General features: G+C 60.8%; 15 protein-coding genes. 11 read left to right on the top strand and 4 right to left on the bottom strand.

The features are described 5' to 3' along the window. The first annotated feature begins 496 nt into the window (after nt 1-496). The 9 genes from INT12_RS19130 to INT12_RS19090 all read left to right on the top strand — a co-directional run bounded on the left by INT12_RS19130 (nt 497) and on the right by INT12_RS19090 (nt 9,320). Nucleotides 497-829, top strand: a complete 333-nt coding sequence (locus INT12_RS19130; protein WP_169881893.1) for a hypothetical protein — start codon at nt 497-499, stop codon at nt 827-829. A 499-nt stretch (nt 830-1,328) separates the two neighbouring features. Next, nucleotides 1,329-2,342 carry an iron ABC transporter substrate-binding protein gene (locus INT12_RS19125; protein WP_193040032.1) on the top strand — a complete coding sequence of 338 codons (1,014 nt, stop codon included), beginning with the start codon at nt 1,329-1,331 and terminating at the stop codon, nt 2,340-2,342. Nucleotides 2,343-2,369: 27 nt separating this feature from the next. Further along, nucleotides 2,370-3,932 carry an iron ABC transporter permease gene (locus INT12_RS19120; RefSeq protein WP_319017448.1) on the top strand — a complete coding sequence of 521 codons (1,563 nt, stop codon included), beginning with the start codon at nt 2,370-2,372 and terminating at the stop codon, nt 3,930-3,932. Next, complete coding sequence (locus INT12_RS19115) at nt 3,929-4,957, top strand: ABC transporter ATP-binding protein (RefSeq protein ID WP_122251787.1); 1,029 nt, start codon at nt 3,929-3,931, stop codon at nt 4,955-4,957. The genes INT12_RS19120 and INT12_RS19115 overlap by 4 nt, the downstream gene beginning before the upstream one ends. An 87-nt stretch (nt 4,958-5,044) precedes the next feature. Then, nucleotides 5,045-5,809: a hypothetical protein gene (locus INT12_RS19110; RefSeq protein ID WP_193040031.1), complete on the top strand. Its 765-nt coding sequence runs from the start codon at nt 5,045-5,047 to the stop codon at nt 5,807-5,809. A 16-nt stretch (nt 5,810-5,825) separates the two neighbouring features. Further along, a complete protein-coding gene (locus INT12_RS19105) occupies nt 5,826-6,254 on the top strand; it encodes a hypothetical protein (RefSeq protein ID WP_122251788.1) in 429 nt (142 codons plus the stop codon). Nucleotides 6,255-6,318: 64 nt separating this feature from the next. Continuing rightward, the gene (locus tag INT12_RS19100) at nt 6,319-6,984 is read left to right on the top strand and encodes a response regulator transcription factor (RefSeq protein WP_122251808.1); all 666 of its coding nucleotides are present in this window, start codon (nt 6,319-6,321) and stop codon (nt 6,982-6,984) included. Further along, nucleotides 6,960-8,309, top strand: a complete 1,350-nt coding sequence (locus INT12_RS19095; RefSeq protein WP_193040029.1) for an ATP-binding protein — start codon at nt 6,960-6,962, stop codon at nt 8,307-8,309. The genes INT12_RS19100 and INT12_RS19095 overlap by 25 nt, the downstream gene beginning before the upstream one ends. A gap of 825 nt (nt 8,310-9,134) precedes the next feature. Then, entirely contained in the window at nt 9,135-9,320 is a 186-nt protein-coding gene (locus tag INT12_RS19090; RefSeq protein WP_069552565.1) for a DUF3606 domain-containing protein, read from the top strand. Between the two features lie 172 nt (nt 9,321-9,492). On the opposite strand, the gene INT12_RS19085 is transcribed toward INT12_RS19090, so the two are convergent. From INT12_RS19085 to INT12_RS19070, 4 genes are all read right to left on the bottom strand, one after another. Continuing rightward, nucleotides 9,493-12,579, bottom strand: coding sequence for an efflux RND transporter permease subunit (locus INT12_RS19085; protein ID WP_193040028.1), 3,087 nt, complete (start codon nt 12,577-12,579; stop codon nt 9,493-9,495). Further along, nucleotides 12,576-13,742 (bottom strand): efflux RND transporter periplasmic adaptor subunit, encoded by a 1,167-nt coding sequence (locus INT12_RS19080; RefSeq protein WP_193040027.1) that lies wholly within the window; start codon nt 13,740-13,742, stop codon nt 12,576-12,578. The genes INT12_RS19085 and INT12_RS19080 overlap by 4 nt, the downstream gene beginning before the upstream one ends. Then, nucleotides 13,739-15,157 carry an efflux transporter outer membrane subunit gene (locus INT12_RS19075; protein WP_193058974.1) on the bottom strand — a complete coding sequence of 473 codons (1,419 nt, stop codon included), beginning with the start codon at nt 15,155-15,157 and terminating at the stop codon, nt 13,739-13,741. Before INT12_RS19075 ends, INT12_RS19080 begins: the two co-directional genes overlap by 4 nt. A 103-nt stretch (nt 15,158-15,260) precedes the next feature. After that, nucleotides 15,261-15,950 carry a response regulator transcription factor gene (locus tag INT12_RS19070; RefSeq protein WP_193040025.1) on the bottom strand — a complete coding sequence of 230 codons (690 nt, stop codon included), beginning with the start codon at nt 15,948-15,950 and terminating at the stop codon, nt 15,261-15,263. A gap of 117 nt (nt 15,951-16,067) precedes the next feature. On the opposite strand from INT12_RS19070, the gene INT12_RS19065 reads away from it, so the two are divergent. Continuing rightward, entirely contained in the window at nt 16,068-16,760 is a 693-nt protein-coding gene (locus INT12_RS19065) for a response regulator transcription factor (protein ID WP_193040024.1), read from the top strand. Next, on the top strand, nt 16,738-18,132 hold the full coding sequence (locus tag INT12_RS19060) for an ATP-binding protein (RefSeq protein WP_193040023.1): 1,395 nt from the start codon (nt 16,738-16,740) through the stop codon (nt 18,130-18,132). The genes INT12_RS19065 and INT12_RS19060 overlap by 23 nt, the downstream gene beginning before the upstream one ends. Nucleotides 18,133-18,181: the final 49 nt, after the last annotated feature.

Genomic DNA, 18,181 nt, shown 5'->3' with positions numbered 1-18,181 from the left:
CCATTTGGCCGGGGTGGCGCACGAGCTTAAAAGGGGGACATGCCATTTTCCTTATCTCCTTGGTTTGATTAAGGAATGCCATCCACCGTTGCGACACGAATGGGTGGCACACCGTACAGGGGTCGCAAACCGGAAACCAAGGAACCCGGCCAGGCCGAAGCCTGCCCTGCACGGTGCGCCATAGAAAAGCAGCAGCTAGCACTTGAAGTGCTGACTGTGCGATATGGCACATACCGCGCCTTGGTTTCGATTCAGGTTGCGACACCCGGTCGCGGGATTGACCGCGACGGAGCAAAGCGTAAATGTGAAGCGGCGACAACACAAGCATGAGTGTCAATAAGGCTGCATTCGAACACGCGCTCCGAGCAGAAACTCACGCACGTTCGGATTTAGTGGCTGTGGAAAGTCAGATACCACGTCAAGCCTTCTTATTTCCGACGCTATCCGCAGTGATAGAATCGAAAACGCTATACACGCCCCCCTCTCGAGAAATGGTATGACTACAGAGCTGACGGAAGAAGAAATGCGTCGGGCGCTATTCGGTGCGCCAGAGGCCCCTGCATCAGTAATCGACACCCATGAGCAAGACACTGCACCGGAAAACGTGATCGCGGAGCAGACAAAGGTAGTGAAGAAAAAGAAACTTTCAAAATTCTTTACTCCCAGATTGAAAGTCACACTGAGGGTGGGTAATGAATTCGAAGGCAAGATGCACGAGATCGTACATGAAGCCGATACGCTCAGTTCTCTAGTTGCAGAGCAAGAAGCTACAAAGTTAGCCAAGAAAAAATTCAGATTTGTGGAAGTTATCTCGGTCAAGTCGATGTAAGCGGGCACGCTAACGTCCGATTAAAGCGCATTTCATCCCTGCGGCCCGCCCGGCCGACCAGTTCGTGTGAAGTGAGGGTCTTAACCTCGATTACCGTAGCCGTTCGCAGGCTTCAAAGCTAACGGTCAATCCAACATTTCAAGGCATAACGGAACACCAGCCCTCTCCTGCTGGCCTCGGTCTGCGACGGGCAGAAAACGGCCAATAGCGGAAGGTAGTTACATGCAACAGTCGACCCATTGGGGCGTTCGAGACGGCTACGTAAGTAGGGGCGATTAATACCGGGGAACGAGCACCGACAGAAGGCGCCCTCCCATAGTTGCAACCGCGTCGTTTGATAAGCCCACTCACAATTGTTAACTGTTTATTTGACATTTTTTTCTCATTCCCAGCTCTACATTCGCCGCGCTTGCAACATGCAAATGATTCCTATTGTTCGAGTCTCAATCGACAACCCACGGGCTTCCCGTGTCCCCATAAAAAACGGAGCATTCAACGTATGGCGTCCCGTCTACCGTCTTTCCTCACCAAAGCCCTTATCGCCACCGCATTGGTCGGCGCCGGGCAGGTGTATGCCGCCGAAACGGCCGGCATCGTGGTGTACAACGCCCAGCACGAAAGCCTGACCAAGGCTTGGGTTGAGGGCTTCACCCAGGAAACCGGGATTCTGGTCACCATCCGTAACGGCGACGACACCGAGATGGGCAACCAGATCGTACAGGAAGGCGCCGCCTCCCCGGCCGATGTGTTCCTCACCGAAAACTCCCCGGCCATGGTGCTGGTAGACACTGCCGGGCTGTTCGCTCCGGTCGCGCCGGCCACCCTGCAACAGGTGGACGCTGCGTACCGCCCGGCACATGGCAAGTGGCTGGGCATTGCCGCGCGCTCCACGGTGTTTGTGTACAACCCCAGCAAGCTCAAAGAAGCCGACTTGCCCAAATCCTTGATAGACCTGGCGTCGGCCAGCTGGAAAGGCCGCTGGGCTGCCTCACCGGCCGGTGCCGACTTCCAGGCCATCGTCGCCGCGGTGCTGGAACTCAAGGGCGAAGCCGCCACCCTCGATTGGCTCAAGGCGATGAAAGCCAATGCGACCATCTACCGTGGCAACAGCGCCGTGCTCAAGGCCGTCAACGCCGGCCAGGTCGACAGCGGCGTGATCTACCACTACTACAGCTTCGTCGACGAGTCCAAGACCGGCGAAAACAGCAAGAACACCCAACTGCACTATTTCAAGCACCAGGACCCTGGCGCGTTTGTGAGCATCTCCGGCGCCGGGGTACTGGCTTCCAGCAAACATAAAGAAGAAGCCCAGGCGTTCTTGAAATGGATCACCGGCAAAGAGGGCCAGGCCATCCTCAAGGACGGCAATTCGTTCGAATACGCCGTGGGCCAGAGCGCGCAATCCAACCCCAAGCTGACCCCGCTGGCACAGCTGGACGCGCCGAACGTCGACGCCTCCAAGCTCAACAGCAAAAAAGCGGTGGAGTTGATGACCCAGGCCGGGCTGCTCTGATTGTTGCCTGAGGCTGCGGCCCAGGCGCTGACGGCGCCCGCGCAACGCCGCGTTCACGGCCTGTTCAAAGGCCGTGGGGGCAGGTGGGTCACGAGTTTATCGGTGCTGGTGTCGCTGTTGGCACTGCTGCCGATTGCGTTTGTGATCGGCGTGTCCTGGCAAATCGGCTGGGCGCAGATCGAAGCGTTGGTGTGGCGCCCGCGTGCGGGTGAACTGTTGGTCAACACCGTGCTGCTGGTGGTGATCACCCTGCCCCTGTGCATGCTGCTGGGTATTGCGCTGGCGTGGCTGACCGAGCGCACCGACCTGCCGGGGCGGCGGCTGTGGTCGCTGTTGGCCGTCGCGCCGCTGGCGGTGCCGGCGTTTGTGCACAGTTACGCGTGGGTGAGCCTGGTGCCTTCGATACACGGCTTGCCGGCCGGCGTGCTGGTGTCGGTGATTGCCTATTTCCCGTTTTTGTACTTGCCGGTGGCGGCGACCCTGCGCCGGCTCGACCCTGCGATTGAAGATGTAGCCGAGTCCCTGGGCCTCAAGCCGTGGGCGGTGTTCTGGCGCGTGGTGTTGCCGCAGTTGCGCCTGGCGATCTGCGGCGGTGCGCTGCTTGTGGGCCTGCATCTGCTGGCCGAGTACGGCCTGTACGCGATGATCCGCTTTGACACCTTTACCACAGCGATCTTCGATCAGTTCAAATCCACCTTCAACGGCCCGGCGGCCAATATGCTCGCGGCGGTGCTGGCCCTGTGTTGCCTGGCGATGCTCACCGCCGAGTCCGCCGCACGCGGCCATGCCCGCTATGCGCGGGTCGGCTCCGGCAGCGCCCGCGAGCAGCGCATCGTACGCCTGAGCCCGCGCACCACCCTGCTCGCCCTGGGCCTGCAAATCCTCACCTGCGCGCTGGCCCTGGGCGTTCCGCTGGTGACCCTGGGCCAATGGTTGATCTCCGGCGGCCGCGAGGTCTGGCGCTTCGACGAATTGCTGCCGGCGCTGGAGCAAACCGTATTGCTGGGAGTGGCCGGCGCTGTGCTGACCACCTGCGCGGCGGTGCCGATTGCGTGGCTGTCGATCCGTGCGCCGGGGCGCTTGCAGCGCATTCTGGAGGGCTGCAACTACATCACCAGTTCGTTGCCGGGCATCGTGGTGGCGCTGGCCTTGGTGACGGTGACCATCCACTTCGCCCGGCCGATCTACCAAACCACTATCACCCTGCTGCTGGCCTACCTGTTGATGTTCCTGCCACGGGCCCTGGTGAGCCTGCGCGCAGGCATCGCCCAGGCGCCGGTGGAGCTGGAAAACATGGCCCGTAGCCTCGGCCGCTCGCCGGGCCGCGCCCTGTGGCTGATCACCCTGCGCCTGGCCGCACCCGCCGCGGCTGCCGGGGCGGCGCTGGTGTTCCTGGCCATCGCCAACGAGCTGACTGCCACCTTGCTGCTCGCGCCCAATGGCACGCGCACCCTGGCCACCGGCTTCTGGGCGATGACCAGCGAGATCGACTACGCCGCCGCCGCGCCTTACGCGCTGATCATGATCCTGTTGTCACTGCCGTTGACCGGCCTCCTCTACCACCAATCCAAACGCACGGCAGGCCGATGAACGCCCTTGAACTCCACGCCCTCTGCAAATCCTTCGGCAGCCAGCGCGCCTTGGCCGACGTCAGCCTGTCGGTGCCCACCGGCGGGCGCACGGTGATCGTCGGGCCCTCCGGCTCCGGCAAGACCACCTTGTTACGCATGATCGCCGGGTTTGAATTCCCCGACAGCGGCAGCCTCACACTCAACGGCCAGGTCCTGGTGGACGCCACCCACGCCGTGCCGGCCCATCAGCGCCAGATCGGCTATGTGCCACAGGATGGCGCACTGTTCCCGCACATGACGGTGGCCGACAACATCGGCTTTGGCCTGGCGACCAAGGGCGAGGCGTACCACAGCCGTATCGCCGAGCTGATGGACAGCGTGGCCCTCGACGCCAATATGGCGCGGCGCTGGCCCCATGAACTGTCCGGCGGCCAACAGCAACGGGTGGCGCTGGCCCGCGCCCTGGCGCAACAACCACGCCTGATGCTGCTGGACGAGCCGTTTTCGGCGCTGGACACCGGCTTGCGCTCGGCCATGCGTAAGATGGTCGCGCGGCTGCTGAGCGATGCCGGCATCACCACCATTCTGGTGACCCATGATCAGGCGGAAGCACTGTCATTTGCCGACCAATTGGCGGTGATGCGCCAGGGCCGCCTGGTGCAGTCGGGCCACCCGATGGAGATGTACCAGTACCCGGCCGATGAGCAGACCGCGCTGTTTCTCGGGGATGCAGTGGTGCTGCACGCGCGTATCCAGGCCGGCTGGGCCGACTGCGACCTGGGGCGGATCCAAACCAACAGCCCGCTGAGCCACGACTCGGCGCGGATCATGCTGCGCCCCGAGCAGGTGCACCTCAGTGCCACCGGTTGCCCTGGCGTGGTGACCGAGCGCGAGTTCGGCGGCAACACCTGCACGCTGACCGTGGCGTTGCACGCTGACCCGAGCCATACGATCCTGGTGCGCAGCGCCGGCCTGCTGGCGCCACCGGCCGGCAGCGCGGTGCACCTGTCGACCACGGGCACCGCCCACGTGCTGTTTGGATAAAAAACCCGGCCCTCAGTCTCAGCTAAGTCTCGTGCCGTACCTTCTCCCTTGCGCCAACCACCGCGCGGTCAAGGAGAGGTAATCCCGATGAATGCCACAGCAGCCCGTTGGCTGAACAAAGTACCCGAGGTGACGCTGTCATTCTGGGTGATCAAGATACTGTCCACCACCGTGGGCGAAACCGGCGCGGATTACCTCGCCGTGGATGCCGGCTTCGGCGCCGGCCCCACCAGCCTCGGCATGGCCGCGCTGCTGGGGCTCGCGCTGTTCGGGCAGCTGCGCACCAAGGCCTACACACCGTGGATCTACTGGCTGACCGTGGTGCTGGTGAGCATCGTCGGCACACAGATCACCGATATCCTCACCGATAAACTCGACGTCAGTCTGTATGCCAGCACGGCGATTTTCTCAGTGCTGCTCACGCTCAATTTCATGCTCTGGTACCGCACCGAGCGCAGCCTGTCCATCCGCGACATCGTCACCCCACGGCGCGAATGGTTCTACTGGACCACGGTGCTCTGCACCTTCGCCCTGGGCACTGCCGCCGGCGACCTGGCCACCGAGGCACTGGGCCTGGGTTTCACCCTCGGCGCGGTGATTTTCGCCGGCCTGATCGGCGTTGCCCTGCTGGCCTGGCGCCTGGGCGTCAACAGCGTGCTGACCTTCTGGGTCGCCTACATCCTCACCCGCCCCTTCGGTGCTTCGCTGGGCGATCTGCTCACCCAGGCCAAGACTTATGGCGGCCTGGGCATGGGCGCCAGCTGGACCAGCGCGCTGTTCCTGTTCGTCATCGTTCTGCTGGTGGCCGTGGCTCAATTCAGCGTCGGCAACCGCAAACCCCTTACTCATTGAACCCAAGGACATCGCCATGCTTAACCTCAGAAAAATGATCCGCCACGTCGCGATTATTTCCACCATCGGCCTGCTGAGCATCGCCACTGGCTGCTCGAAACCTGGCGATACACCCAAGGACGCAGCCAGTGCCGGCTCAAGCAGCAGCCAGCGCCAGACCTCGAAACTAGGGGACCTGTCGGAGTTCCGCAACATTGCCGTGGACGTGTCGGCCCTGGTCTCCAAGCACGACCTGGCCGGCGCCAAAGCCCGCATCAAGGACCTAGAAAGCAGCTGGGACAGCGCCGAAGCCGGGATCAAACCGCGTGCCGCCAGCGACTGGCACGTGCTGGATAAAGCCATCGACCGCGCGCTCTCGGCATTGCGTGACATCAGCCCGAACCAGGCCGACTGCCAGGCCGCGATGGACGACCTTCTCAAGGCCTTCGATTCGATGAAAGGCTGACAACATGCTTCACTACACACGCGGCGACTTCCTCGCCGCGTTTGCGTTGGCGCTGGAGAGCAAGATGCGGATTCTACTGGTCGAAGACGACTCCATGATTGGCGACGCCATCCAGCGCGCGCTCAGCGATGCGAGCTATGCCGCCGACTGGGTTAAAAACGGCCTCACGGGCCTGGCCGCGCTCGATACCCACTCCTACGACTTGGTGCTGCTGGACCTGGGCCTGCCCGGCAAGGACGGCCTCGACGTGCTGGACTGCATCCGCGCGCGCAACAATCCCGTGCCCCTGCTGATCATCACCGCCCGCGACAACCTCGACGACCGCCTGCGCGGCCTGGACGGTGGCGCCGACGATTACCTGCTCAAACCCTTCGACATCGCCGAACTGCTGGCACGCATTCGCGCCGTGCTGCGGCGCAAAGGTGGAGCCGCCCAGTCGGTGCTGGGCAATGGCGTGGTGACCCTGAACCTGCTGAGCAAACACGCGAGCACCGACGAACAGCGCGAAGTGGCGTTGTCCAACCGCGAATTTGCGCTGCTGCAAGCGTTACTGATCCGCCCGGGGGCGATCCTTTCGCGCAGTGAGTTGGAAGACCGCCTGTATGGTTGGGGCAATGAAGTGGAGAGCAACGCCATCGAGTTCCTGATTCACGCCTTGCGGCGCAAGTTGGGCACCCACGTGATCAAGAATGTCAGGGGCATGGGATGGATGGTTTCAAGAAGCGTTTGAGTGAGTCGGTGCAACTGCGGCTGTCGGTGACCCTGTGTCTGGCGATCCTGCTGGTGGCGTTGGCGGCCAGCGTGTTTGCGTTTGTCTCGGCGTTTGAAGAAACCCACGAACAACAGGACGCCACCTTGCGCCAGGTGGCGATGCTGTTCGACCGCCAGCACATGACCCTGCAGTACCCGCAAGGCCCGGCCCTGGCTGGCGACGACGAAGAAACCCGGGTGATCATTCAACGCCTGAACGATAGCCCGCACGCCACGGGCACCACTGATGAAGCCCTGCCCCTGCCCTTTCCTGCCGACCTGGCCGATGGCTTATCCACGGTTGAGATGGCCGGTGAAGCCTTTCGCGTGCTGGTGCACACCACCGCCGGTGGCGAGCGCATCGCCGTGGCCCAGGAGTCCGACGCCCGCGACAAGGACGCCCGTGAAGCCGCCTGGCGCAGTTTGTTGCCGTTCCTGATTCTTTTCCCCGTGCTGTTATTGGTAGTCGGCGACCTGGTGCGCAAGCTGTTTCGCCCGATTGGTGTGCTGGCGGCCGAGATCGACCAACGCGCCGAGCAAGAATTGCACCCCATTGAGGAGCAGCACCTGCCCACCGAAGTGCGCCCGTTTGTGGTGGCGATCAATCGCCTGCTGGCGCGCGTCGCGCAGTCCATGGACAGCCAGCGGCGCTTTGTCGCCGATGCCGCCCATGAGCTGCGCTCGCCCATGACGGCCTTGGCGTTGCAGGCCGACCGGCTGGCCGCCACCGAGATGTCGCCCATGAGCCGCGAGCGTTTTGTGCCGCTGTCCCGGGGCATCGCGCGTGGGCGCCAGCTGATTGACCAACTGCTGAGTCTGGCGGCAGCACAGTCAACCTCGGAACGGGTGCACACCCGCCTGTCGGTGCATGCCGTGTATCGCCAGGTCCTTGAAGACCTGCTGCCGCTGGCCGAACGCAAGCAGCTCGATATAGGCGTGGACGGCGCTCAGGACGTGCACGTGACCTTCAACGCGATGGACCTGTTCAGTCTGGTGAAAAACCTGGTGGACAACGCCATTCGCTATACCCCGGAGGGCGGGCGCATAGACCTCTCGGTGACCCAGACCCCAGGCGCCGTAGTGCTGCACATCAAGGACTCCGGCCCCGGCATTGCCACAGAAGAACAGGCGCGGGTGTTCGACCCATTCTACCGCAGCCTGGGCACCGACGAGGCCGGCTCCGGGCTGGGCCTGTCGATCGTCAAGGCGATTGTAGAGCGCAGCGGCGCACGGGTGCAGTTGTCGTTCAGCGATACCCAAGCGCAGCGTGGCCTGTGCGTGACGGTTTGGCTGCAAGCGCTGTAAGCACCTGCGCCGAACAAAGACAATCACCACCTTTTTTGACTTTTTTTGCCAACATCCGCCCTAGAGTGGCCTTATCAGCCCTATAGACGCCCGACAATGAAATCTTCTGATGCCACGGACGACACGCTCCTCAGCCAAGCCCCCCTGCACTTGCATGCCAGTGTTGGGGGCTTGGTTACCTTAAAAAAGGCCCCCACACCTAGACTGGATGTGGGGGCCTTTTGAACATAAGCGGCGTTATTGGAAGAGGGGGGGACATGCGTTTATGACGTTAAGGGCGCTTTGGTGTGTTTCTCCGACTTCCGCCCACAAGCACATTTCAAAATTACCAGAATTTAACGGCGCGCTTGGGAATCAAAAAAGGTACCGCTCGATAATCAGCGCGATGAATACGATCCATGCCAACGCCAACATACTAGTAACAGCAATCCATTGCTCGCCCATGACTTCGATTCCGGTTATGCGCATCTGTTTAGTGGAGAATAGCGAGCTCCCCAATTAGGTGTCTGTAGGAAATTGACCATGGGACCTAGGATAATCAGTTGCGTCTCGATTTATGCAGCAGGACATGATCGTCTAAATAATGTGCGATCACTTCCAAAGTTCGTAATTTCCCAATCGGCTTCAGGTCCTGGCGATTTCAGTTTTCACCATCATGTAGCCGATTTCCAAACGATGTTCTGTCCGTACGATCAACTTCACCGATCGCCAGGATCAATGACGATCGATCAAAAACTTTTAAAAGTAGCTCAGAAAACCTCAGCGCTCTTCGTCTGCACAGACTACTCTGACAGAGCACTCTTGAATTCTGACAAGGAAAGTCCAATGAAAAAGCAAAAATCTGTGGCTAACACCGACGCACTCATAATCAACATAAACGACGGCTTCGAGCTAAGTTTTTGGGCCGTGAAGTTCGGGGTAACTAAAGATGAAATCAGGGCTGCCGTCCGCCAGACGGGGAATTCACTTACGGCAGTGAAGCGCCATTTCACTCTCTCCCAGCACGCCTGACCACTCGAACCCTCAACAAGTCAAGCAGCTACCGTATTCCACTCAGCGTCTACGAAATGACGGCTTTGGGCTGATTTCTGCCTTTCGTCACCGCTAACTCTGGGTTGGTTGTTACAAGTCAGGATGGCTTTAATCGCAAAACCCCGACCGGGTTGCAGAGGTTTTTGGGTAGTTAAGGGTTTAAAACCGTAACCTCAGCGCGGTTGAGCAGTGTTTTTCGACGCCTACGTTCAAACCACAGATAGACCACCGGCGTAGTGTACAGCGTCAGAATCTGCGACACCGCCAAGCCACCGACAATCGCGATACCCAGCGGCTGGCGCAACTCGGAACCGGCACCATGACCGAAGGCCAGCGGCACAGCGCCCAGCAACGCAGCCAGGGAGGTCATGAGGATCGGGCGCAAACGCAACAGGCAGGCTTCGCGTACCGCCTCCCGGGGCGACAGGCCCTGTTGCTGGGCCTGCAACGTGAAGTCGACGATCATGATCGCGTTCTTCTTGACGATACCAATCAGCAAAATGATGCCGATCATCCCCAGAACCGACAGATCCTGACCACAGAGCATCAATGCCAGCAGTGCGCCGAAACCAGCTGAGGGCAAGGTCGATATGATGGTCAACGGGTGAATGGCATTCTCGTACAACACACCCAATACGATGTAGACCGTGAGGATCGCCGCCAGAATCAGCCAGGGTTGTGAGCTTAATGAATCCTGGAAGGCCTGGGCGGTGCCCTGGAAACTGCCCAGCACGGTGTCGGGCATTGCGACGGCCAGGGACGCCTGATTGATCGCCGTGACCGCTTCGCTCAGGGCATGGCCGGGCGCGAGGTCGAACGACAGGGTAATGGCCGGGAACACGCCCTGATGGTTGATGATGATCGGCACTTGTTCGGTCTTGACGCTGGCCAGCAGGTTCAGCGGCACCAGGGTGCCGGAACTTGCGCGGACAAATAAATGCTCAAGGGTGGCGGTGGACGTTTGCCAGCTCGGGTCGAGTTCAAGAATCACGTGGTTCTGATCGAGCTGCGTGAACATCGTCGCAATCTGTCGCTGACCGAAGGCGTCGTACAGCACGTCGTCGATGGCCTGCACCGTTACGCCCAGCCGTGCAGCGGTGGAACGGTCGATCACCAGGGTCGATTGGGCGATGGCCTGTTGCTGGTCCGACGTTACGTGCTGCAACTGCGGCAAACTCTTGAGCTTCTCCAGCAGCACACCGCTCCAGTGATCCAGTTCGACACTGTCCGGATCTTGCAGGGTGTACTGGTATTGGGTCTTGCTGGCGCGACCACCAATCTGGATGTCCTGGTTGGCCTGCATGAACACTTTGACTCCGGATAACCGGTCGAGCGCCGGTTGCAGGCGACGGATAACTTCGGCGGCGCTGGCGGTGCGCTCGCTGAACGGCTTCAGGTTGATCATCACCTTGCCCTGGCTCACAGTCGGGTTCGGGCCGATCCAGAAATACACCCGGGCCACCGCCGGGTCCTGGCCGATGATGTCGGCCGCGCGGTTGACCTGTGCACGCATCGCGATGGGTGAAATATCAGCCGCTGCTTCGGCCACACCTTGGATCAAGCCGTTGTCCTGTTGCGGGAAGAAGCCCTTGGGGATGCCGACATACAGCACCGCCGTCGCCACCATTGTTGCGATGGCCACCGCCATGGTGATGCGCTGATGGTCCAGCACCCAACCCAGGCTACGGCGATAACCGTTGTGCAGGCCTTCGAACACCCGCTCGCAAGCCTGGGCAAAGCGCCCCTCTTCATGATAGGCATGGGGTTTGAGCAGCCACGCACAGAGCATGGGTGTGATGGTCAGGGAAACGATGCCGGACATGATAATCGCGACGCTGACGGTCACCGCAAACTCACGCATCAAGCGCCCGACAATGCCGGACATCAACAGGATCGGAAGGAACACCGCGATCAGCGACACCGTCATCGAGACAATGGTAAACGCCACCTCGCGCAAACCATCGACCGCCGATTGCAGTCGCGACTTGCCCATTTCCAGATGCCGGACAATGTTTTCCATGACCACGATGGCATCGTCCACCACAAACCCTACGGCAATCGCCAGGCCCATGATCGACAGGTTGTCGAGGCTATAGCCTAACAAGTACATCACCCCGAACGTGGCCACCAGAGACAGCGGGATGGTCAGGCTGGGAATCAGCGTTGCCGTGGCTTTGCGCAGAAACACAAAGATCACCACGACCACCAGCGCAATCGACAGCAGCAAGGTGAACTGCATGTCGTTGACCGAGGCTTCGATGGTCTGGGTGCGGTCACCAACCACCTGTACCTGTACGTCTCGCGGCAACGAGGCGGTCAGTTCGGGCAGCTTGGCCTTGATGGTGGCGATGGTCGACAACAGGTTGAAACCAGGCTGTTTGTGGATGTCGACGATAACCGTTGGCTCGGCACCCAATTGCGCAGCTTGTTGCGTGTCCTCGGCGCCGGCAATCACCCGCCCCAGGTCACCGAGCTTGATCGGCATGCCGCTCTTATAGGCGATAACCTGATCACGATAGTGCTGTGGGTCCAGCAATTGATCGGTCGCACCAAGGGTGATCGAACGGCTTTGGCCATCGAGGGTGCCCTTGGGCTGATCAAGGGTGCTGACGCCGATCACACTGCGCACATCCTCCAGGGTCAGGCCGCGAGCGGCCAGCGCATCGGGATCGATCTGTACCCGCACCGCCGGTTTCTGTTCTCCGTGAAAATCCACCAGGCCGACGCCGGGCATCTGCGACAAGCGCTGGGCAATGTAGTTGTCGGCGTAGCGGTCCAGCTCTGGCAACGTGCGCACAGGTGACGTCACGGCCAGCGACATCACGGTACCTTCGGCCGGATTGACCTTGTTGAAGGTCGGTGCGCTGGACATGGTCTTGGGCAGGTTCGGCGTGGCTGTGTTGATTGCTGTTTGCACATCCTGCGCAGCACCATCGATGTCTCGCGACAGATCGAATTGCAGTACCACCTGGGTTTTACCCGCCGCACTCGACGAGGTCATCGACGTCACTTGTGGCACGGCCGCAAAGGCGCGTTCCAAGGGCGTCGCCACCGAAGACGCCATGGTTTCGGCGCTTGCCCCGGAGAGTTTGGCGGTGACCTGAATGGTCGGGAAATCCACCGTCGGCAGCGGCGCCACCGGCAGATGAAAGTAAGCAAAGGTACCGAGCAGCAAGACCCCGATGGCCAGCAGACTCAGCCCCACGCGCCGTTGAATCAATCCGGCCAGCGCATTCATCGGGCGGCCTCTGCCAAATCGGCGGTGGTGTTGGCCTTGACCGGCGTGACCTTCAGCCCCGGCGCGACGCGGGACTGGCCCTGCACCACCACGGTTTCACCGGCCGTCAGACCCTGGCGAATCCACTGCTTGCCATCGACGACCGTGGCGGCATCGACCAGACGCGGTTGCACCCGTTGATCAGCATCCACCACATAGACGAAGTTACCCTGGCGTCCCAACTGCACCGCTTCAGCCGGGACCACGGCCACGTCCTTATGCGTCTGCACCAGCAACCGCGCGCTCACCAACTCTCCCGGCCAGAGTTTCGCAGCGCCATTGTCGAATTGCGCCTTGAGCTGAATCTGGCCACTGGCGGCGGTGACCTGACTGTCGATAAAACTCAAATGGCCGCGGGCGATTTCCTGTTTTCCATCGCGGGTCATCGCCACCACCTGCAATGCGCCTTTGGCGTTTTCTTCGAGAATTTCCGCCAATTCGTCCTGAGACACGGCGAAGGCCACGGAAATCGGGTTCATCTGGGTAATGGTCACCAACCCGGTGGCTTCGGCGCCGTGGGCAATCGCTCCGACGTCCAGCAGGCGCTGGCCGGTACGACCGGTCAACGGTGCCTTGACCTGAGTGAACTCCAGTTGCAGGCGCGCCACATCCAATCCCGCTTGATCGGCCTGTAAGGTGGCCTGCTGGGCGGCCAGTTGGGCGCGGTAGGTTTCAACGTCCTGGGTCGGCCCTGCCTTGGCGGCGGCCAGTTTGCCGGCCCGGTCAAGGTTGACTTTCAGGTTAGTCAGTTGCGCTTGATCCTTGGCCACCAAGGCCTGTGCCTGGGCTACCTGTGCCTGAAAAACCCGCGGGTCGATGACCGCCAGCAAGCTGCCAGCGGTGACAGTCTGCCCTTCGTTGAACAGGACTTTTTGCAGCTCACCGTCCACCCTCACCCGCACATTCACGCTGTTGAGCGGCTGTACGTTACCGATGGCGCTGATCCAGACGGGCAGGTCCTGGCGGCTGACCTGGCTCATCTGCACCGGCACGGCGCCGGCGTCGACCTGCACCGGTGCGGCATGGGCTTGACGGTTCCATTGAAAGCCGCCGATGAGAGCGGCCAGCGAGAGCACCACTCCCCCTGCGAACATAACGCGACGACGTGGGTTCAAGGCATTCATGGGTGAGCAACCTGAGCAGAAGAACTGGAAGTAAGGGTGTTCGGCGAGAAATCCCCGCCCAAGGCGCGGAACAGGCCGACAGCGGCCTGCAAATGCTGGAGGCGTACCTGTAACAGCGTGTCTTCGGCCTGGTATTGGGTGCGTTCGACGATCAGCAGTGTCTGGAAATCGGTCGAGCCGAGTCGGTAGCGAACCTGCGCCAGACGTGCGGCTTCGCGGGCAGAGTCCACGGCGGACTGGTTCAGGACGTAGCTTTTATCGAGTTCGCGGGCCGCACTAAGCTGGGTTTCAACATCCTGCAGCGCTTCGATGATCGACTCGCGATAACTCGATGCCAGCTCCTGGACATGGGCCTGATCGAAATGCAGTTGACCCTTGAGCTGACCGCCGGCAAACACCGGTTGGCTGAGCGTGCCGATGACGCTCCAGATCTGGCCGCCGGCGAGCGTATCGATGCCACCCAGCAGGTCCAGGGACAGGTTCGGTAAAAACGCGGCGCGGGCAACGCCCACGTCGAAATTGGCGGATTTCAGCCGTGCTTCGGCGGCCTGGATGTCTGGGCGCTGACGCAACAATCCAATCGGCAGGCCAGTCGAAGGCTGCGGCACTTGCAGAGTTTTCAGCCCGTTTCCTTGCAGATGAAAGCCCTCGGGCTGTGCCCCCACCAAAACGGCCAGTTGGTAGAGCGCCAGGTCCCGTTGTTGCCGCAGGGGCGGCATCGCCGCTTCAAAGGTCTGCATGGCATTGCGCTGCTGGGCGACTTCCAGATTCGACACGGCGCCCTGACTGGCCTGGACTTCCACCAAATCCAGCACCTGTCGCGCATCGTCGGCAATGGATTGGGCCAGACGCAGCCGGTCCTCCAGGGACAGCACCTCAAAGTAGCGGTCGGCAATGCTCGCACTAAGGCTCATGCGCAGGGTTTGCGTATCAAATACTGTGGCATTGGCCAACGCATCGGCGGAGTCAGCGGCAGCGCGCTGTTTGCCCCAGAAATCCACTTCATAGGTGGCTTCGGCAAATACGCTACGTTTTTCCGTGGAGCCGTAATTGTTCTGTCGCTGGTAATTGCCTCCCAGATTCAGCGCCGGATATTGCGCCGCCCCGGCCACCTGCGCCGAAGCGCGGGCTTCATCGATGCGGCTGACCGCTGCCTTAAGGGTGTAGTTGGAGGCCTGGCCCCGGGCGATCAATGAGTCGAGTTCGGCGCTGCGAAACTCGCGCCACCACTGGCCGCCCTCAGCCGCCGAGCTGTCTGTCGGACCATTGAACTGTTGCGCCAAGAGCAACTCGGGTTGCTGGTACTGCGGCACCATCGAGCAGCCGTCAAGCATGAGCATGCCGAACAACGTCACCGCCACGGATGAAAGACACGTAACCCGCCTGCGGCGGGCCACCAAAGTTGTTACCGACATGGGCAAGCCATCCCCCGCTAAATCCTGTGTGGAGCGATCCACGAATGGGCAGAAGATAGCGAGGAGTGCCTGCCAGAGCGTTCGTCGGCAGATAAATTTTTGTTTAGCCTTGCTCCGGCGTTTCCTGAAAGCTGTAGCCGGCCCCGGGAATGGTCTTGATCAGCGAATAGTCGAAACCTTCATCGAGTTTGCGCCGCAAGCGATGGATATGTTTATCGATGACGTTGTCGTTGGGGTCGAAAGAGTAGTCCCAGGCGCTGTCGAGCAGCATGTCGCGGGTGACCACCTGACCGCTGTGGCGCATGAGCTTCTCCAGCAAAAGCGCCTCGCGATGCTGCAAGGCAATGACTCGGCCCTGACGTATCGCGGTGCGTGTGGCGCAGTCGAGTTGCAGCTCACCGACTTGCAACTGACGCGCGGGCCTCGTCGTCTGTTCGCGCCCGCGCAGCAAAGCATCGAGCCGCGCCAGTACTTCGGCGAACGCGTAAGGCTTGGCCAGATAATCATCGCAACCGGCCTGCAGGCCTTCAACCTTGTCGGTGGTGGACGCCTGCGCACTGAGCATCAGGATCGGCACCCGCAACTGTTGCGCTCGCAGAGCCTTGACCAGGCCAACACCGTCGAGGCCGGGCAAGCGGCGGTCGACGATCAGCGCATCATGGATTTGCTCCAGGGCCATGCCCAGCCCACTATTGCCATCGCTGGCGATATCGACGATGTGACCACTTTCGCTCAACCCACGTAACAGGTAAGCCGCGGTCTGGGCGTCATCTTCAACCACAAGAATGCGCAAGGTACCGCCTCCAGAAATCCAACCTAAACTTTTATTTACCTGGCGGGAACGTGGCATAGCCGCAGGCTTTGTCACACTATGCCATCTCTGCCCGATTATGTGAGCGGTTCATCTGCCATGACCCATGTTCTAGTCGTCGAAGACGACTTGCTTACCTGCCGCGAAATCGAAGCGGCGCTGTGTGACCACGGCTTCACCGTGAGCTGCGTCCACAATGGTCGCGAAGGTCTGCTCAAGGCCCTGAGTGAACCGTTCGATCTGATCGTCCTGGATCGCATGCTACCCGGCGGCCTCGATGGACTTGGCGTACTGACCGCATTACGGGCGGCAAGCGTGAGCACCCCGGTGCTGATCCTCAGCGCCTTGAGTGCGCTGGACGAAAGGGTTCGCGGCCTGCGCGCAGGCGGTGATGATTACCTGACCAAACCCTTCGAATTCATCGAGCTCACCGCACGGCTGGATGCGTTGAACCGTCGCCGCGCCGAACCGGTCTCCGAAGCTCGGGAAACACGCTTGCGGGTCGGCAATCTGGAGGTCGACCTGTTGAGCCGGGTGGTCCGGCGTGGTGACAGTGTCATTGATCTGGTGCCCCGTGAGTACGCGTTGCTGGAACACTTGATGCGCCATGCAGGGCAAGTGGTCACCCGCACCATGCTGTTCGAAGCGGTCTGGAACTACGCCTACGATGAGCGCACCAACGTCATCGAAGTCCACATGGGCCGTTTGCGACGCAAGATCGACGACGAAAACGAACCGTCGATGATCCATACCATTCGTGGAGCCGGTTATGTCCTCCGTTCGCCTGAGTGAGATTCCGCGGACCATCAGTTTTCGCACCGGCCTGCTGTTTCTCGGACTGTTCGGCTGTTCGTTTCTCGCACTGTTCGGCTATGTCTATTGGCAAACAGCGTTCTACCTGAAAGCCGAAGCGGATACCGCGCTGTATCGCCAGGTAGAAACCCGCAGTGCACAGAATACCGAGTTACAACTCAGGGAAATCCGCAATCACGCCGAGCAGGATACCGAAGCGCGCGTTCCCCAGAGCCTGTTCGACGCACAAGGCCAGTTCATCGCCGGGGCCATCCAGCAATTGCCGCCCTTCTCCGCCTACGACAAACCTCAGGAGTTCGATTGGCACAAGCCCAGCGGTCATCAGCGCCCGATACGCTTCATTGTCCATCACTTGGCCGACGGCAAGACCTTGCTGGTAGCCCAGGACATCCACGACATACGCGAATTTGACGAACTGTTGATCAAGGCATTGGTTTCCGGTGGCGTGCTGCTGCTGGTGGTCGGCCTGTTTGGCGCGGTTGTACTGGGTTACTCGGCCCACCGACGCCTGGACAAGGTCAGTAGCTCGATTAAGGGGATCATCGAAGGCGAATTGACCGGCCGCTTGCCCATCCAGGGCAACAACGACGACATCGACCGCCTCGCCTCCGTGGTCAACGGCATGCTCGATGAGCTGGAACGCTTGATGAACGAGGTCAAAGGCGTGTGCGACGACATCGCTCACGACCTGCGCACCCCTCTGACTCGGTTGATCGCAGGGCTGGAGCGCACCCAGCGCCGCGGTCTCGATGAAGCACAATATGCCGCCAGCATCGACGCGGCACTGGTCGAAGCCAAGGCACTGCTTCTGACCTTCAAGGCGTTGCTACGTATCTCGGAAATCGAAAACAGCGCCCGCCGCAGTCACTTCGCGCCGCTGGATCTGAACCTGATCAGTGCCGACGCCACCGAACTCTATGAGCCGTTGGCAGAAGAACGTGGCATCAGCCTCACGCTCAATAAAAGTCAGGGTCCTGCCGTCATCGCCGGAGACGCACAGTTATTATTTGATGCGCTCTGCAATCTGCTGGATAACGCCATCAAGTTCTGTCCCGACGATAGCCAAGTCAACCTGACCGTAATCGCCAATCTTGGGTCGGTCGGAATTTGTGTCACAGACAATGGACCGGGCATTGCCGAAGGAGAGCGCGAAGCCGTGTTTCGTCGGTTGTACCGTGCCGAAGCGAGCCGAAACACACCGGGTAATGGCCTGGGGTTAAGCATGGTCACCGCCGTTGCGCGCCTACACGACCTCAAGCTGACAGTCAGTGATGCAGCGCCTGGCTGTCGCATCGAACTGCTTGGCAAGACGGGGTCGACGGGCCCATCCGCGTCACTCGGCATTGTCTGATCATGTTCCTGGGGGTTTGGCTGAGCGTGGGCCGAAACACGCAACGCGA

It is taken from the genome of Pseudomonas sp. K8 (assembly GCF_014889455.1).
Taxonomy (GTDB): Bacteria; Pseudomonadota; Gammaproteobacteria; order Pseudomonadales; family Pseudomonadaceae; genus Aquipseudomonas; species Aquipseudomonas veronii.
The sequence above is the reverse complement of the archived record's forward strand: the minus strand, read 5'-3'. Positions and strand labels throughout refer to the sequence as shown.

Coding starts and splice junctions, on each gene's coding strand:
- INT12_RS19090 (WP_069552565.1), top strand. CDS start 9,135: ATGAAAAAGCAAAAATCTGTGGCTAACACCGACGCACTCATAATCAAC.
- INT12_RS19060 (WP_193040023.1), top strand. CDS start 16,738: ATGTCCTCCGTTCGCCTGAGTGAGATTCCGCGGACCATCAGTTTTCGC.
- INT12_RS19075 (WP_193058974.1), bottom strand. CDS start 15,157: ATGTCGGTAACAACTTTGGTGGCCCGCCGCAGGCGGGTTACGTGTCTT.
- INT12_RS19095 (WP_193040029.1), top strand. CDS start 6,960: ATGGATGGTTTCAAGAAGCGTTTGAGTGAGTCGGTGCAACTGCGGCTG.
- INT12_RS19100 (WP_122251808.1), top strand. CDS start 6,319: ATGCGGATTCTACTGGTCGAAGACGACTCCATGATTGGCGACGCCATC.
- INT12_RS19110 (WP_193040031.1), top strand. CDS start 5,045: ATGAATGCCACAGCAGCCCGTTGGCTGAACAAAGTACCCGAGGTGACG.
- INT12_RS19065 (WP_193040024.1), top strand. CDS start 16,068: ATGACCCATGTTCTAGTCGTCGAAGACGACTTGCTTACCTGCCGCGAA.
- INT12_RS19125 (WP_193040032.1), top strand. CDS start 1,329: ATGGCGTCCCGTCTACCGTCTTTCCTCACCAAAGCCCTTATCGCCACC.
- INT12_RS19115 (WP_122251787.1), top strand. CDS start 3,929: ATGAACGCCCTTGAACTCCACGCCCTCTGCAAATCCTTCGGCAGCCAG.
- INT12_RS19130 (WP_169881893.1), top strand. CDS start 497: ATGACTACAGAGCTGACGGAAGAAGAAATGCGTCGGGCGCTATTCGGT.
- INT12_RS19080 (WP_193040027.1), bottom strand. CDS start 13,742: ATGAATGCCTTGAACCCACGTCGTCGCGTTATGTTCGCAGGGGGAGTG.
- INT12_RS19085 (WP_193040028.1), bottom strand. CDS start 12,579: ATGAATGCGCTGGCCGGATTGATTCAACGGCGCGTGGGGCTGAGTCTG.
- INT12_RS19105 (WP_122251788.1), top strand. CDS start 5,826: ATGCTTAACCTCAGAAAAATGATCCGCCACGTCGCGATTATTTCCACC.